Below are 15,426 nucleotides of genomic sequence, written 5' to 3'. Positions count from 1 at the left end.
GCACCACCGAGGAAAAAACCAGTGGCGGCACCGACGCCCGCACGGATAGCGTGCGGCAACTGTGCGAGCCCTTCCCGAACGTGACCCAGGAACCCCCGACCATCGATCGGCCGGGAGGTACCTGGCGTGGCTTGCCCGCAAGCAGTGGTGGGCACTCATCATCTCCACCGCCTACGTCACCGTCTATTACTCACTCCAGGCGCTGCTACCGGCCGTCTTCGGCGCGGCCGTGGACAACGCCCTGACCTCGGGTGAGCCGGGGCAGCTGCTGCTGTGGGCCGGAGCGATCACGGGGATGGGCACTGGCCTGGCGCTCCTCATCGTGCCGAGCCACCGCGCCGAGGCGTACAACTGGTACGACGCGGCCTACCGCACTGTGCAGGTGGTAACGCGGGGCTCCACCCGGCTCGGCAGCACACTCGCCCGACGGCTGCCGACCGGTGAGGTCGTCGCCGTTGGCACGACCGACATCGACGACATCGGTGACCTGTTCGAGCACGCCGCCCGGATCTTCTCCTCGTTTCTCACCATCGCCCTGGTGAGCGTGCTGATGTTGCGGTCGTCGGTGCCGATGGGGCTCGCGGTCCTGGTCGGTGTTCCGCTGATCGTGCTGTGCTCGGGTCCGCTGATGCGCCCGCTGCACCGACGGGAGACCAAACAGCGTGACCTCCAGGCCGAGGTAGCGACCCGCGCCAGCGACATCGTCGCGGGTCTGCGGGTCCTGCGCGGTATCGGCGGCGAGCACATGTCCGAGACCCGCTACACGGCCGAATCCCAGCGCGCCCGCGCCGCCGGTGTGCACGTCGGCTGGTTGACGGCCGGGCTGCGCGCGCTCCAAGTGCTTCTCCCTGGGCTCCTGGTCACGGGGATCATCTGGTTCGGCGCGCGTCTCGCGCTTGCAGGCGAGATCACAGTGGGCCAGCTGGTGACCTTCTACGGCTACACCGCGTACTTGATGATGCCGGTGCACGGTCTGATGAGGTCGGCGAACCTGGTCATCAGCGCGCACGTATCCGCGCGGCGAATCGTCAAGATCCTGGCCCTCCCCCACGACCTGCCCGAGCCGGAGCGCCCGGCGGCCGCTCCCGAAGGTGACATCGTCCTCCACGACCCGGGCAGCGGGGTCACTGTTCCGGCTGGACGGCTCACCGGCATCGCCTGCACCGACGTGGAGCAGGCCGCGCTGATCGCCGACCGGCTCGGCCGCTACCGCGATGGCCCGGAGGCCGAGGTCACCATGCGCGCCGCAGTCGCCGGAGACGGCGAGCAGGAAGGAGCGTCAGCCCCCGTCCGCCTACGCGACCTCCCCCTGGACCATGTCCGTGAGCGCATCCTGGTCGGCACCAACAGCGCGGTGCTGTTCTCCGGATCGCTGCGTGAGGAACTGTCCCCGGACGGCGGTGCAGCGGACGAGGAGCTGCACTCCGCCCTCCACGCGGCCTGCGCCGACGACATCGTCACCGCGCTTCCGGGCGGGCTCGACGGTCATGTGGCCGACCACGGCCGCGAGTTCTCCGGTGGTCAGCAGCAGCGGCTCCGGCTGGGCCGCGCCCTGCTCGCCGACCCCGAGGTGCTGATCCTGGTCGAACCGGCCTCGGCGGTCGACGCGCACACCGAGTCGACCATCGCGGCCCGCCTGGGCGCGGCGCGGCGGGGGCGCACCACCGTCGTCCTGACGACAAGCCCGTTGCTCCTGGACCAGGCCGACCATGTGGTCTTCGTCGACGACGGACGCGTCGTGGCCGAGGGGACGCACCACGACCTGCTGCACGACGAACCGCGGTACAGCACGACGGTTCTGCGTTCCGCGATAGACGACGGCGACGACCTCGACACCGGCCGGGCGACCCCGGCCAGTGCAGGAGAGAACAGATGATCGGCACCGAACCCGGCAGCACGCGTGCGGAACCCGGAGAACCTCCGGAACCCAGGACACACGGCCAGAGCGTCGAGAACGGTGAGCACCGGCCCCGCCGCAAGATTCTCCCCATTGCCGACAGCGCCCACGTGCGCGAACGGCTGGGAGAGGCGCTGCGGGCACACAGGGGGATTCTGACCGCGGTCGTCGTGCTGCACGCGGTCGCCGCGATCGCCGGTCTGGCCGCGCCTTGGCTGCTGGGAGACATCATCGACGCGGTCCGCGCGGGGACCACCGTCGCGCGCATCGACCTGACGATCGCGGTGATCGCCGGGGCCATGGTGGCGCACGCGGTATTCACCTACGGATCGGTCGCGGCCTCGATCCGGTTCGGCGAGGCGTTCATCGCCGAACTGCGCGAGGAGTTCATGCGCTCGGTGCTGCGCCTGCCGCTGGCGACAGTCGAGCGCGCCGGAAGCGGCGACCTGGTCACGCGCACCGGCCGCGACACCGGCCACCTGGCCTACGTCGTGCGCAACAGCCTCCCCGAGGCCATCATCGCTCTGGTCACCTGCGCACTGACGATCGCCGCCGTCGGCACGGTGCACCCCCTGCTCCTGCTGCCGGCCCTCACCGCGGTCCCAGTGTTCTGGCTGGGCACCCGCTGGTACCTGCGGCGCGCGAACCCGGGCTATGAACGCGAGCTGGCCCGCTACGGCGACCTGGTCCAGGGGATGACCGACACCGTGGAGGGCGCCCACACCATCGAAGCCCTGCGCCGCGCCGACCGTATGCGCGCACGCGGCGACCGCAACATCGTCCACGCCTACGCGGCTGAGCGCTACACGCTGTGGATCCGCTGCGTGTGGTACCCGACCCTGGACTTCGGCTACGGGCTCCCCGTCGCCGCCACCTTCCTCACCGGGGGGTGGCTGTACACCCAGGACGTCGTCACCCTGGGCCAGGCCACCGCCGCGACGCTGTTCACCTATCAGCTCATCGGCCCGCTCGACCGGCTGATCATGCAGCTGGACGCCCTGACGTACGGCTTCGCCGCGATGCGCCGTCTGCTGGGCATCCGACTCGCGATCGCCAACGAGCCCAGCAGCGGAGTAACCAAGGAGGACGATGGAGCGGCTCTATCGGTGGTGGAGCCCCACCCGACCACCTCCACCGACCCTGGCAAGGTCGAACTCCGCGACGTCCGCTTCGGCTACCGCCCCGACCTTGAGGTGCTGCACGGCGTCAACCTGGCCCTGAGGCCGGGCGAACGCCTCGCCATGGTCGGCCCCAGCGGCGCGGGAAAGTCGACACTCGGCAAGCTGATCGCCGGGGTTCACGCACCGACCTCCGGCAATGTCCTCGTCTGCGGCGCGGACCTGTCGGCCCTGCCCTCCCACGAACAGCGGCGCCGCGTCGTGCTGGTCACCCAGGAGACCCACGTCTTCCGGGGCACGCTCGGCGACAACGTGGCCATGGCCCGCGAGGGTGCGGTCACACCTGAGGAGATCTGGGCGGCACTGGAGGCGACCGAGTGCGCGGAGTGGGTCCGGGACCTGCCCGAGGGGCTGGACACCCAGGTGGGAACCGGTGCCCTTGAACTCGACCCTGCGCACACCCAGCAGTTGGCCCTGGCGCGCCTGGTGCTGGCCGACCCCCAGGTCCTGATCCTCGACGAGGCCACGTCCCTGATCGACCCACGCGCCGCCCGCCGCCTGGAACGCTCGCTCAACGCGGTCCTCGAAGGCCGAACGGTCGTCGCGATCGCCCACCGACTCCACACCGCCCACGACGCCGACCGCATCGCGGTGGTCGAAGACGGAGGCATCACAGAGCTGGGCACCCACGACGAACTTCTCGCCCGCGACGGCTCCTACGCCTCCCTCTGGCGCACCTGGCACGGCGAGTAACAGGCCTCGCCGCACCGCTGCACCACCTCGATGTCCCGGAACAAGGGACAGCTGCCTTACACCTGTGACGTCATCGGCGCCACGCTCCTCGCCCATGCCCTGGGTCTCCTGGGCTGACACCACTACTTGTGCGGGACTCCAGACAACAGGCGAACGGGAAGGTACGTACGACACCGCCTGGCCGTTCACACGGCCCACGACGCCGACCGCATCGCGGTCGTCGAGGACGGAGGCATCACAGAGCTGGGCACCCACGACGAGCTCCTGGCCCGCAATGGTTCCTACGCCTCCCTCTGGCGCTCCTGGCATGGAGACAGCGCTCAGCATCCGAACATGCGAGGCCAAGAAGCACCTAGAGAACCTTGAGTTCCTCGAGAATCTGCAGGTATGGACACACTCACCCTTGAGCAGTTCCGGCGTCAGCTGTCCGACGCGGTCGGCCGGGCAGAGCACGGCGGTAAGGCCACCTATGTCACCCGGCATGGTCACCCTGCCGCTGTCCTGATCTCGCCTGACGACTATGAGGACCTCATCCGCCTGCGCGATGAGTACGACCGCAAGGTCGTGCTCGAACGCCAGGCGGCGGCTCAGGCCGATCCCGACCGCATGGTCGCATTCAACTCGGCTGAGGAGCTGCGGACAGCCTTGGGCTCGACCGGTGACGCGTCGCCTCCTGATCGATGCTGAGGTACATGCCCATCTGCCACAGATGCCACGAGAGCTGCAGCGCGCTTTCGTTGACATCTGTGCTGATCTCTTGAAGGACCCGGTACTACCGGAGTCTGAGCCGTTTGGTGGAGTTCCCTAGGCCTATCGGCTGACCACACGTGACCTTCTGGTGTACTACACGGTCGAGCCGGAGTCGGTCAGTGTCTGGCGGATCCGGATCAATCGCTAGCTGACACTGTGACGCCACTACTTGGTCCGTCCCCGCGCGAGCGGGGACGGACCAATGCTGAAGCCGCCTCTTACTGGGTACTCATCGGTTCCGGGGCGTGGGTGACCATCGCCGCGGCCAGGGCGTCGGCGAAGGATAGGACAGCGTTCTCCGCCACGGGGTCGTCCGGGTAGCGCGAACGCAGGAACAGGCCCTCGTGTGTCCGCGAAACCCAGAACTGGGCGTCGTCGGCCATGGTCACCGCGCTGAGGTGGTGGGCGTTGGCGGCCACGTAGTGTTCCGACTCCGGGAAGCGGCGGTAGTCGATGAAGGACAGCATGAACACGTCGTCCTTCCCGCGCGCGAACTCCTCTCCAAGGGCGGCGAGGACGTGGGCGACCGGGAGGCGGCCGAGGTCGCGGGCCACGCGGAAGCCTTCGCGGGCGGAACGGAGGCGTGCCGCGAACCCGTCCGCGGCCGCGCGATCGCCCGCCTCGTCCGACGCACCGGCCGCGGTCGATCCGCTGATGTCGAGCGTCAGCGGGGCGACGGTGGTGAACCAGCCGATGGCATTGGCCCAGCGCTCCTCGTTGCGGGTGTGCATCGGGACACACAGCCGGAGTTCGTCCCGCGCCCCGAGACGGTGAGCGGCGAGTCCGGTAGCCGCGAGGATGCCGGTGAAGAGGCTGCCGCCGGAGTCGAGGCAGATGCGTTCGAAAGCGTCGGCACTGGCCGCGTCGAGCAGGCGGCGGGTGTCGGTGCCCTGAGGGCACCGCTCGCCCGGGGCGAGCCCCAGGTCGAGAGGGAAGGACGGGGTGGTGCCGCCGCAGGCGGCGAAGAAATCGGCCCAGCCCTGCACGAGCGGGTCGTCGCGGTCCGGTGGGGATCCGGTGGTCTCCTGCTCCAGGGCGCAGTAGTCCACGTAGCTGCCGGCCTCGGGAAGGTCGGGGGAGGTTCCGGCAACCATGGCGCGGTAGAACGCGCCCAGCTCGCGGACGGCGATCGCCAGCGAATGCGCGTCCACGTTGCAGTGGTCGAAGCCGCAGAACACCGTGGTGCCCGTGGGACGGAGGACCACGGCGAACAGGTACGGCGGCCACGACAGCGCGCGGCACGCCTCGTCGAGCCGCTTGGCCCAGTGCTCGCGCAGGTCGGACGTGGTGGCGTAGGCACCCGCGTCCCGCGCTTCCAGGTCGAAGGACTCGGCGGGCAGGACGAAGCGTTCGATCGCCGTCGCGTCCGGACCCGGGCGAAAGCCGCTGCGCAGCGTCTCGTGGCGCCGCACCCAGGCGACGAACGCCTTCCGCAGCGCCTCCGGGTCGACGACGTTGTCGAGATCGAACGCACAGGCCAGCCAGTGCCTCGGCCCCTCGTCCTGGCGGCGCTCCGTTTCCAGGTGGAAGCGCTGGTTGAGCGAGGGTGGCACGGGGGAGGCGGGCGTGCCGTCGGCGGCGGTCAGGGTCGCCGCCGACGGCACGAACTCCACGACGCGGCCGGGGGCCGGGTCATAGTGGTCCAATGTGGTGACGCGCACGCCTACACCACCGGGTCGGCCGGTGCCGCCGCGCGGTCGCCGATCGGATAGTCACCGTTCCGGGCGACCTCCCGCAGCACGTGGTGCAGACGCTCCAGGAAGATCGGCACGTTGGTCCGGGCCGTCTCGGTGTCCGGGTACTTGGTGTTGAGGAACGTCCGGTCCCACGCGCGGTTGAGCCACATCGACACCTCCCGCGTCTCCCCCGGCGGGGCCATGATGCGCAGGTCCGCGCCCGGCCAGTCCGCCGACGCCGGAGCGTGCCGGAGGTCGAGGTAGGACACCATCGGCGGGGCGGCGCCGGGAACGAACTGGGCGGCGAGGTCGGGGTACAGCTCGGCGACGCGCGGCAGCGGCACCCCGGCCATGGCCCGCGCTTCCTTGAACGCCCGCTGTGCCTCGACGATGACCTCGGCGAAGCCCTTCCTCCCCGCGACCGGGAAGCTGATCGGCACGACGTTGATGAACCACCCCTGGGCCCCGTACCAGCGCGCCTCGTCCCGGGTGTTCACCACCGTCAGGCCGCGGTAGCTCTCGCTCCCGTTCAGTTCGTAGCCGCAGATGGCCAGCGCCGCGAGCAGCCCGGCGGTGGACCCGCCGCCGCTCGCCTTACAGACCTGGGAGAACACGTCCGACTCGACCGCGGTAAGCACGTCCTCCTCGATGATGAGCGAGGGGTAGGTCTTACCAGGTTCGGTGCCGAGGTCCAGCGGGACCGTCTGGTCGCCGCCCTCCCGCCAGAAGTCGATCCAGCGGTCGACGCCCGGCGTGTCCGGGCCGATCTGGGCGAGCCGCTCCCGTTCGAGCGCACAGAAGTCGACGTAACTGCCGACTTCGGGCAGCCCGGGGTCGGTCCCGTCGAGTTCCGCCTGGTAGAGCGCGCGAAGCTCGGCGAACACGAGCATGAGAGAGAGCCCGTCGCAATGGGAGTGGTCGACCGCGTAGACGAGGGTCGACGTGGTGTCCCGGAGCACCGCCGTGACGGCGAACGGCGGCCACTGCATCGGGTTCACCGAGGTGTCGAGCCGTTCCCGCAGGTGCGTGCGGATCTCGGTGGACGATTCGACCTCGCCCTGCGACACCGGGCGGATCGCCAGGGACTCCGGCGGCATCGCGTACCGCTTCAGCCCGCTGTCGTCCGCGGCGAACCAGGTAAGCAGCGTGGAGTGGCGCCGCGCCCACGTCTCCAGCGCGGCCGCCATGGCGTCGGTGTCCAGTCGGCCGGGCAGGTCGAAGGCGATGCACACCCACGGCGAGGTGGTCCGTCCGGCGGCCTGGTTCGCCAGCCACAGCCCGGTGTGGTGCTGCTGGACCCACGACGGTGGCTCCGGATGCTCGCTCCACTCGGTTCCGGCGGTGTCCTGCACCTCGAACTCCACGAGCTCGCCGGGCTCGGGGCTGTATTCGACCATCCGTGTCATCAGCATGATGCGGCCTCCATATCGACGGCCACCGGCGGGACTCCGGCAGCGGGACGGGGGGATTCGGTGAGGTCTCCGCCTGCGGCGACGCGTCGCATCTCCGCCGCGGCGCGGTCGATGTAGAGCCGCGTCGCCGACGCGCGGTGTCCGATGGCCGGGTAGCGGAAGCTCAGCCGGGTGCCGTCGAACCCGCGGTTGATCCATAGGTAGACCTCATGGGGATGGTGGCTGCGGCTGCGCAGCGTGTGCATCCGCCATTCCTTCCAGTAGCGCGCTCCCGGGGTCAGGCGCATGTCCACGTACGACACGACGAACCGCGGTTCCAGCTGGGCGCCGAGCAGCTCGACGACCCGCGCGAACGGGACCTCCGACAGCGGCTTGGCCGCCTTCACCGCGTCCTTGGCACCCAGCATGACCTTCGGGAAGGTGTCGGGGCCCGCGACGGGGAAGTGGACCGGTGCCAGCCCCACGTACCAGCCGAGCGAGCGCGCCCACTTGGGGTGGTTGCGGGTGTGGAAGATGGTCAGCGCCCGGAACTCGTCCTGGTCCAGGCTCTCCCGCCCCGCGATCCCCAGGCAGGTCAGGATGCCCGCGAGGGGAGATCCCCCGTTCCCGCGGCAGGCGGCGTCGAAGGCGGATGCCTGGTCCGCGTCGAGGATGAGCTCGTCCCCGCTGTACTGGGGGACCGGAATCTCGTCGCACAGGCCGTCGCACGGGTCGTCGCCGCTGTCGCCACTGTCACCGTGGACGACGCACCCCGGGGACTCGGTACGCGTGTCGCCGCCCAGGTAGGACGGGACCGGGAACTCGGGAAGCTTCCACCCGTTCTCGACGAGGAAGTCGCGCCAGCGGACGACGGCCGCGTGGTCGGCGCCGACCTCGGCGGCGCCCGCCCGCTCGATGTGGGAGAAGTCGATGTAGCTGCCGACGTCGGTGGGGTCGGGCTGTGATCCCACCACCGCCGCCGCGTACAGCCAGCGGATCTCCTGGGCGATGAGCAGGATGGAGTAGCCGTCGACGTTGGAGTGGTCGAAGCCGAGGCACACCGTCGTGGAGCCCGCCCGGGAGATCGTGGCGCACCCGTAGGACGGCCAGGCCAGGGGGTCGGTTTCCAGGTCGAAGAAGGCTTCGATCCGCTCGGCCAGCTCAGCGCCGCTGGAGTACTCGCCGACCGGTGCCCCCCGCAGGTCGGCTTCCCCCTTGTCGAGGGTGAAGCGGCTGATGTGGTCCCCGTCGACGCGCAGTCCGCTGCGCAGGGTCTCGTGCTGGTCGATCCAGGTGAGAAGGGCGGTACGGAACGCCTCTGGGTCGAGCCGACCGGGCAGGTCGAACACGGTCGCGAGCCACGATGGCGACGCACGTCCCTCGCGCTGCCCCGCCAGCCTGTTCCGCACGTGCTCCTCCTGGATATAGGAGGGCGGCCGTTCGTCGGTTCTCCATCGGCTCCCGTCGGGACCGCACCAGGGCCGCCACTCGGTGAGCGCACCCGGTTCGACGTCGATACCAGAAATCTCGGTGAACTTCATTTGGCCCCCGATTGCCATGCCGGAACGATAGCAAAGAAAAGCAAAAGAAAAACCAATGGAATGGCATCCACCGAAGGAACGTGTCGCAGTCCAACACCGCATGCAGGTATAGGCCAACATCAACCGAGATACCCGCACACACAGGACATCGCCCGAGGTCAGAGGGCTTATGAGACATCCACCCCAAGTAAATTCACGCCCGCGCAATACTTTGTTAACAAGACGGACGCTCATTCATCGGGATCGAATAAGACCCACATCATTGGGGGCACCTTCGGGCAGCGATATCCAGAAAAACACCTTTTCGAGTGCCGCTGCCCGCCCGATGTTAGTAGGAGATAAGTCGGATTTCATCATTTTTCTGAGGTTGCCCACGTCACACGCATCCGAACACGCGAAAGGGCGGCCCCCGCAAGGGGACCGCCCGATCGTCGCAGGCGTTGTTACGCGTACCTGGACATGTTCTGACCCATGGGTCGCCGTGGGTCTTAGAAGTCCATGCCGCCCATGCCGGCGTCCGGAGCGGCCGGAGCGGACTTCTCCGGCTTCTCGGCGATGACGGCCTCGGTGGTCAGGAACAGACCGGCGATGGAGGCCGCGTTCTGCAGCGCGGAGCGGGTGACCTTGGTCGGGTCGATGACGCCGTCCTTGAACAGGTCGGTGTAGTCGCCCGTGGCGGCGTTGAGGCCGACACCGGCGTCGAGGCCCCGCACCTTCTCCGCGACGACGCCGCCCTCAAGGCCGGCGTTGATCGCGATCTGCTTCAGCGGCTCCTCGATGGCGCGGCGGACGATGTCGGCGCCGATGGCCTCGTCGCCCGACAGGTCCAGCTTCTCGAAGGCCGGAACGCCCGCCTGCAGCAGCGCGACGCCACCACCGGGCAGGATGCCCTCCTCGACGGCGGCCTTGGCGTTGCGGACGGCGTCCTCGATGCGGTGCTTGCGCTCCTTGAGCTCCACCTCGGTGGCGGCACCGGCCTTGATGACGGCGACACCGCCGGCCAGGCGGGCCAGGCGCTCCTGGAGCTTCTCGCGGTCGTAGTCGGAGTCGGTGCGCTCGATCTCGGCACGGATCTCGTTGACGCGGCCGGAGATGGAGGTGGCGTCACCGGCACCGTCGACGATCGTGGTCTCGTCCTTGGTGACGACGACCTTGCGGGCACGGCCCAGCATGTCGAGCTCGGTGTTCTCGAGCTTGAGGCCGACCTCCTCGGTGATGACCTGGCCGCCGGTCAGCACGGCGATGTCGCCGAGCTGCGCCTTGCGGCGGTCGCCGAAGCCCGGCGCCTTGACGGCCACGGACTTGAAGGTGCCGCGGATCTTGTTGACGATGAGGGTCTGCAGCGCGCCGCCCTCGAGGTCCTCGGCGATGACCATCAGCGGACGGCCGGCCTGCAGGACCTTCTCCACAACCGGGAGGAACTCGTTGTTGTTGGAGATCTTGGAGTTGACGATGAGGATGTAGGGGTCCTCGAGGACCGTCTCCATGCGCTCAAGGTCGGTGGCGAAGTAGGGCGAGATGTAGCCCTTGTCGAAGCGCATGCCCTCGGCGAGCTCGAGCTCCAGACCGAAGGTCTGGCCCTCCTCGACCGTGATGACGCCTTCCTTGCCGACCTTGTCCATCGCCTCGGCGATGACCTCGCCGATCTGCGCGTCGCTGGCGGAGATGGAGGCGGTGGAGGCGATCTGCTCCTTGGTCTCCACGTCCTTGGACAGGTTGGCCAGCTCCTCGCTGATGCGGGAGACGGCGGTCTCGATGCCGCGCTTCAGGCCGACCGGGTTGGCACCGGCGGCGACGTTGCGCAGGCCCTCGCGTACGAGCGCCTGAGCCAGCACGGTGGCGGTGGTGGTGCCGTCACCGGCGACGTCGTCGGTCTTCTTGGCGACCTCCTTGACGAGCTCGGCGCCGATCTTCTCCCACGGGTCCTCGAGCTCGATCTCCTTGGCGATGGAGACACCGTCGTTGGTGATGGTCGGGGCGCCCCACTTCTTCTCAAGGACGACGTTGCGGCCCTTGGGGCCGAGCGTGACCTTGACGGCGTCCGCGAGCGTGTTCATGCCGCGCTCGAGGCCGCGCCGGGCTTCCTCTTCGAACGCGATCAGTTTGGCTGCCATAGAGTTCTTGTCCTCCCGTGACCGGGCTGATACGCGAGGGAACGAGAGCGACGCCCGCGACGGACGACCACGGCTTGGTCCGACAACCCGACTGCCGGAGACCGCGGCCTCATCGTCTCGATCCTGGATTAGCACTCCTCATCTCAGAGTGCTAACGAACCCTTTTTTAGCACTCTCCATGGTCGAGTGCAAACGACTCGGCGGAACCGTGGAGACCTGGTTACCCGCAGGTCAACCCGCATATCTCGGCCCCGAACGGACCCCGGAAAGCACGAAAACCGCGCCCGCCGAAGGGGCAGGAGGGCGCGGTTTCCTGGGACGACGCGAAGGGGCTCAGCAGCCCCCGGCGACCGCCGGGATGATCGAGATCTGCACCCCATTGGCGGTGGCGGTCGCCAGTCCGTCGGCGAAGCGGACGTCCTCGTCGCCCACGTACACGTTGACGAACCGGCGGATCTTGCCGGAGTCGTCGAGAATGCGCGCCTTGATGCCCGGATAGTTGGCCTCCAGGTCGGCCAGGACGTCGGAGAGGGTGGCGCCCTCCGCCGTCACCTGGGCGGCGTCCTTGGTGTAGGTACGGAGAATGGTCGGGACGCGAACACTGACGCTCATGGTTGTGAAAACTCCTGATCAGGTGTGATTCGCCGACGGGATCAGCGTGGAACTGCGTGGGACGTGGGTGGGGCCGCCGGCGGCGGCACGGTTCGGGCGCGGGCCCGGCGTACCGGGTCAGAACCGGGTCAGAGCAGCCCGGCGTCCTTGAACGCGTCCAGGGACGGCTTGATGGTCGCGGTGACGCCGGAGTCCACGGCGTTCAGTGTCTTGAGGCCGTCACCGGTGTTCAGCACAACGGTCTCGGCCCCGGGGTCGAGCACGCCCTCGGCCACCAGCTTGCGCAGCACACCGGTGGTCACGCCCCCGGCGGTCTCGGCGAAGATGCCCTCGGTGCGGGCCAGCAGCTTGATGGAGTCGACGACCTCGGCGTCGCTCACGTGCACCACGGCGCCGCCGGTGCGCTTGCAGATGTCGAGCACATAGGGGCCGTCGGCCGGGTTGCCGATCGCCAGCGACTTGGCGATGGTGTCGGGCTTGACCGGCTGGATGACGTCGTGGCCCTGCTCCCAGGCCTGGGCCACCGGGGAGCAGCCGGTGGCCTGCGCGCCGAAGACCTTGTAGGGCCGGTCCTCGACCAGGCCGAGCGCGATGAGCTCGCGGAAGCCCTTGTCGATCTTGGTGAGCTGGGAGCCCGAGGCGATCGGGATGACGATCTGCTCCGGCAGCCGCCAGCCGAGCTGCTCGGCGATCTCGTAGGCCAGCGTCTTGGAGCCCTCGGCGTAGTAGGGGCGCAGGTTGACGTTGACGAAGCCCCAGTCCTCGCCGGCGGCGTCACCGATGAGCTCCGAGCAGAAGCGGTTGACGTCGTCGTAGTTGCCGTCGATGGCCACGACCTTGCCGCCGTAGACGGCGGCCATGACCACCTTGCCCTCCTCCAGGCCCGCGGGGATGAACACGCAGGAGGAGAATCCGGCGCGGGCCGCGGCGGCGCCGACGGCCCCGGCCAGGTTGCCGGTGGAGGAGCAGGACAGGGTGTGGAAGCCGAACGCGCGCGCCGCCTCCACGGCCATGGCCACCACGCGGTCCTTGAAGGAGTGCGTGGGGTTGGCGGAGTCGTCCTTGACGTGCAGGGACTCCAGTCCCAGCTCGGCGGCCAGCCGGTCGGCGCGGACCAGCGGCGTCAGGCCGGGGTTCATGTTGGGCAGCGAGGCGACGTTGGCCGGGACCGGCAGCAGTCCGGCGTAGCGCCAGATGTTCTTGGGTCCGCGCTCGATGGACGCGCGGGTGACGGCGCCGAAGTCGTAGGCGATCTCCAGCGGACCGAAACAGAATTCACAGGCGAAGCGCGGGCCGAGGTCGTAGCGCTCTCCACACTCCCGGCAGGACAGTGCGGCGGCGGGGCCGAAGGAGCGAGCGGTGGCGGCGGCTTCGGATTCAGTGGCGGCAATCGCCATTGCGAGGCGTCTCCCCTCATCTTCCCCAGTGACCGATCTGGCCACGGGCCGGAGTTGGCACCTGCCTCGGCCGCCTCGCGGATTGCAGCGAGAAACGCATACCGAGATGGTTGCCGGGGCTTCGCAGGGCCGGTCCCTCCACCCCTCTGGATGAGCAATATGAAGTTGTCATGAAGTTGTCGACGGACCCGGTGGGGATCCGTTGGCAACTGTAACGGACGGGCGCACCGCGTTTCCATGGAGGGTGACCTGGATAACATGAATCTGCTCACATGGTGAGACGACGTGTCCACGACTATCGGACCTGGCGCCCGTGACCTGCCACGCCTCCCCACCCTCCCTCTCACGTATCCACCCCGGCACCACCGCAGGCGACCCGACCCGCACACCCGCCCGGAACCGCGCGGATGCCCCGTGGGAGCATGTGCCGGTTACCGGCATCGTTCGCCCTTTCCCCCGATTCCGGGCAAGGGCACACGCGGGTTTGCGCGCCGTCGCGACCGGCGAGACCTAGGGACACCCACGGGCGGTCGTCCTCACCTACGACCGTCCGTTGCAAGATGGTCCTGCACCCACAAGAGCTTTCCTCTTTATGTACATCCACCCGTTTCACTAAGTTTCGTCCCGTTTCGTACGATTCGATGGAGCCCTTCCGTTAACGCCGTTCGCGCGAGAGGTGGTTGATCAGGTGGACAAGGCGCAGATCCTCGTCGCTTCCAACAGGGGGCCGGTGTCCTTCTCGGTCAATGCCGATGGATCCCTCGACTACCGACGCGGAGGCGGCGGTCTGGTCTCCGGACTGAGCTCCGTCGCGGCCGACACCGACACGCTGTGGGTGTGCGCGGCCCTCTCCGACACCGACCGCAAGGCCGCGGCCGACACGCCCGACGGGCGGCTGGACCGGGCCGGCTTCGACCTCGGCGGCATGCGCGTGCGCATGCTCGACATCCCGCCGGACGTCTTCGCCAACGCCTACACCTCGGTGGCCAACTCCACCCTCTGGTTCGTCCAGCACCTGCTCTACGACACCCCGAACAAGCCCGCCTTCGACGCCGGGTTCCGCGCCCAGTGGGACGACTACCGCGCCTATAACTCCGCCTTTGCCGAGGCCCTGCTCACCGGCGCCGCCGACAACGCGCGCGTGGCCGTGCAGGACTACCACCTCGCGCTGGTGCCGCGGCTCCTTCGCGGACGCCGCCCCGACCTGCGGATCGCGCACTTCTCGCACACGCCGTGGGCGCCGCCCGAGTACTTCCGGAAGCTGCCCACCGAGATCGGCCGCGAGCTGCTGGAGGGCATGCTCGGCGCCGACCACCTCGGTTTCCTCAGCCGCCGCTGGGCCGACGCCTTCCTGCGCTGCTGCGAGGCGTTCCTGCGCGCCGACGTCGACTGGGCCAAGCGCACCGTCGAGTACGGCGGCCGCGTGATCGACATCGGCGTGCACCCCCTCGGCGCGGACGCCGAGGGCCTGCGCGAGCGCGCCGCGGCCGACGACGTGGCCGAGCGCCGCGCGGCGCTGCGCGAACGCGTCGGCGACACGAAGCTCATCGTGCGCGTGGACCGCACCGAGCTGTCCAAGAACATCGTCCGCGGCCTGGAGGCCTACCGCGAGCTGCTGACCACCCGCCCGGAGTGGCGCGGGCGGGTCAGCCACCTCGCCTTCGCCTACCCGAGCCGGGGCGACGTACCGGAGTACCGGGAGTACACCGAGTCGGTGAAGCGCGTCGCCAAGGAGATCAACGACGAGTTCGGCACCGCCGAGTGGACTCCGCTGATCCTGGAGGTCAACGACGACTACCCGCGTTCACTGGCCTCCTACCAGCTCGCCGATGTGCTGCTGGTCAACCCCATCCGCGACGGCATGAACCTCGTCGCCAAGGAGGGACCGGTGCTGTCCCACGACGGGTGCGCGCTCGTGCTGTCGACCGAGGCCGGCGCCGCCGACGAGCTGGGGAGCGACGCGGTGCTGGTGAACCCCTTCGACGTGTCCGAGACCGCCGAGGCCCTGCATACCGCGCTGTCGATGCCCGAGGAGGAGCGCCGGTCGCGCTGCGAGCGCCTGGTGGAGAGCGCGACCGCCATGCCGCCGCAGCGGTGGTTCGCCGAGCAGCTCAGGGCGCTCGACCACTGAGCTGTCCACCAACCGTCGCGCCACCCCCTCCGTTGATCTCGGAGAT

At 69.0% G+C, this 15,426-nt stretch carries 10 protein-coding genes, 1 pseudogene and 1 riboswitch; of the genes and pseudogenes, 5 read left to right on the top strand and 6 right to left on the bottom strand.

Annotated elements, in window-relative coordinates:
• Positions 1 to 61: 61 nt before the first annotated feature.
• From CDO52_RS05065 to CDO52_RS05055, 4 genes and pseudogenes are all read left to right on the top strand, one after another.
• On the top strand, positions 62 to 1,876 hold the full coding sequence (locus tag CDO52_RS05065; RefSeq protein ID WP_094932225.1) for an ABC transporter ATP-binding protein: 1,815 nt from the start codon (positions 62 to 64) through the stop codon (positions 1,874 to 1,876).
• A complete protein-coding gene (locus tag CDO52_RS05060; protein ID WP_017620293.1) occupies positions 1,873 to 3,768 on the top strand; it encodes an ABC transporter ATP-binding protein in 1,896 nt (631 codons plus the stop codon). Before CDO52_RS05065 ends, CDO52_RS05060 begins: the two co-directional genes overlap by 4 nt.
• A gap of 168 nt (positions 3,769 to 3,936) precedes the next feature.
• Positions 3,937 to 4,134: pseudogene (locus CDO52_RS29385) on the top strand (hypothetical protein); the annotation flags it as partial.
• A 21-nt stretch (positions 4,135 to 4,155) separates the two neighbouring features.
• Positions 4,156 to 4,455 (top strand): type II toxin-antitoxin system Phd/YefM family antitoxin, encoded by a 300-nt coding sequence (locus CDO52_RS05055; protein WP_017620294.1) that lies wholly within the window; start codon positions 4,156 to 4,158, stop codon positions 4,453 to 4,455.
• Positions 4,456 to 4,736: 281 nt separating this feature from the next.
• Here the strand turns inward: CDO52_RS05055 and CDO52_RS05050 are convergent, their stop codons facing one another.
• The 6 genes from CDO52_RS05050 to thrC form a co-directional block, all read right to left on the bottom strand.
• Positions 4,737 to 6,179 carry a condensation domain-containing protein gene (locus CDO52_RS05050; RefSeq protein WP_017620295.1) on the bottom strand — a complete coding sequence of 481 codons (1,443 nt, stop codon included), beginning with the start codon at positions 6,177 to 6,179 and terminating at the stop codon, positions 4,737 to 4,739.
• A 2-nt stretch (positions 6,180 to 6,181) separates the two neighbouring features.
• The gene (locus CDO52_RS05045; protein WP_017620296.1) at positions 6,182 to 7,606 is read right to left on the bottom strand and encodes a condensation domain-containing protein; all 1,425 of its coding nucleotides are present in this window, start codon (positions 7,604 to 7,606) and stop codon (positions 6,182 to 6,184) included.
• Entirely contained in the window at positions 7,600 to 9,144 is a 1,545-nt protein-coding gene (locus CDO52_RS05040) for a condensation domain-containing protein (RefSeq protein WP_198345828.1), read from the bottom strand. Before CDO52_RS05040 ends, CDO52_RS05045 begins: the two co-directional genes overlap by 7 nt.
• A gap of 470 nt (positions 9,145 to 9,614) precedes the next feature.
• A complete protein-coding gene (gene groL, locus CDO52_RS05035) occupies positions 9,615 to 11,240 on the bottom strand; it encodes a chaperonin GroEL (protein WP_017620298.1) in 1,626 nt (541 codons plus the stop codon).
• A gap of 333 nt (positions 11,241 to 11,573) precedes the next feature.
• Positions 11,574 to 11,852, bottom strand: coding sequence for a MoaD/ThiS family protein (locus CDO52_RS05030; RefSeq protein WP_017620299.1), 279 nt, complete (start codon positions 11,850 to 11,852; stop codon positions 11,574 to 11,576).
• A 128-nt stretch (positions 11,853 to 11,980) separates the two neighbouring features.
• A complete protein-coding gene (gene thrC, locus CDO52_RS05025) occupies positions 11,981 to 13,249 on the bottom strand; it encodes a threonine synthase (RefSeq protein ID WP_017620300.1) in 1,269 nt (422 codons plus the stop codon).
• Between the two features lie 13 nt (positions 13,250 to 13,262).
• Positions 13,263 to 13,406: riboswitch (SAM riboswitch) on the bottom strand.
• Positions 13,407 to 13,937: 531 nt separating this feature from the next.
• Here thrC and CDO52_RS05020 point away from each other — a divergent pair.
• Positions 13,938 to 15,380: an alpha,alpha-trehalose-phosphate synthase (UDP-forming) gene (locus CDO52_RS05020; RefSeq protein ID WP_026126092.1), complete on the top strand. Its 1,443-nt coding sequence runs from the start codon at positions 13,938 to 13,940 to the stop codon at positions 15,378 to 15,380.
• Positions 15,381 to 15,426: the final 46 nt, after the last annotated feature.

The organism is Nocardiopsis gilva YIM 90087 (genome assembly GCF_002263495.1).
In the GTDB taxonomy this organism is placed as follows: domain Bacteria; phylum Actinomycetota; class Actinomycetes; order Streptosporangiales; family Streptosporangiaceae; genus Nocardiopsis_C; species Nocardiopsis_C gilva.
Note: the sequence above shows the minus strand (reverse complement) of the source record. Positions and strands in the feature narration are given on the sequence as shown.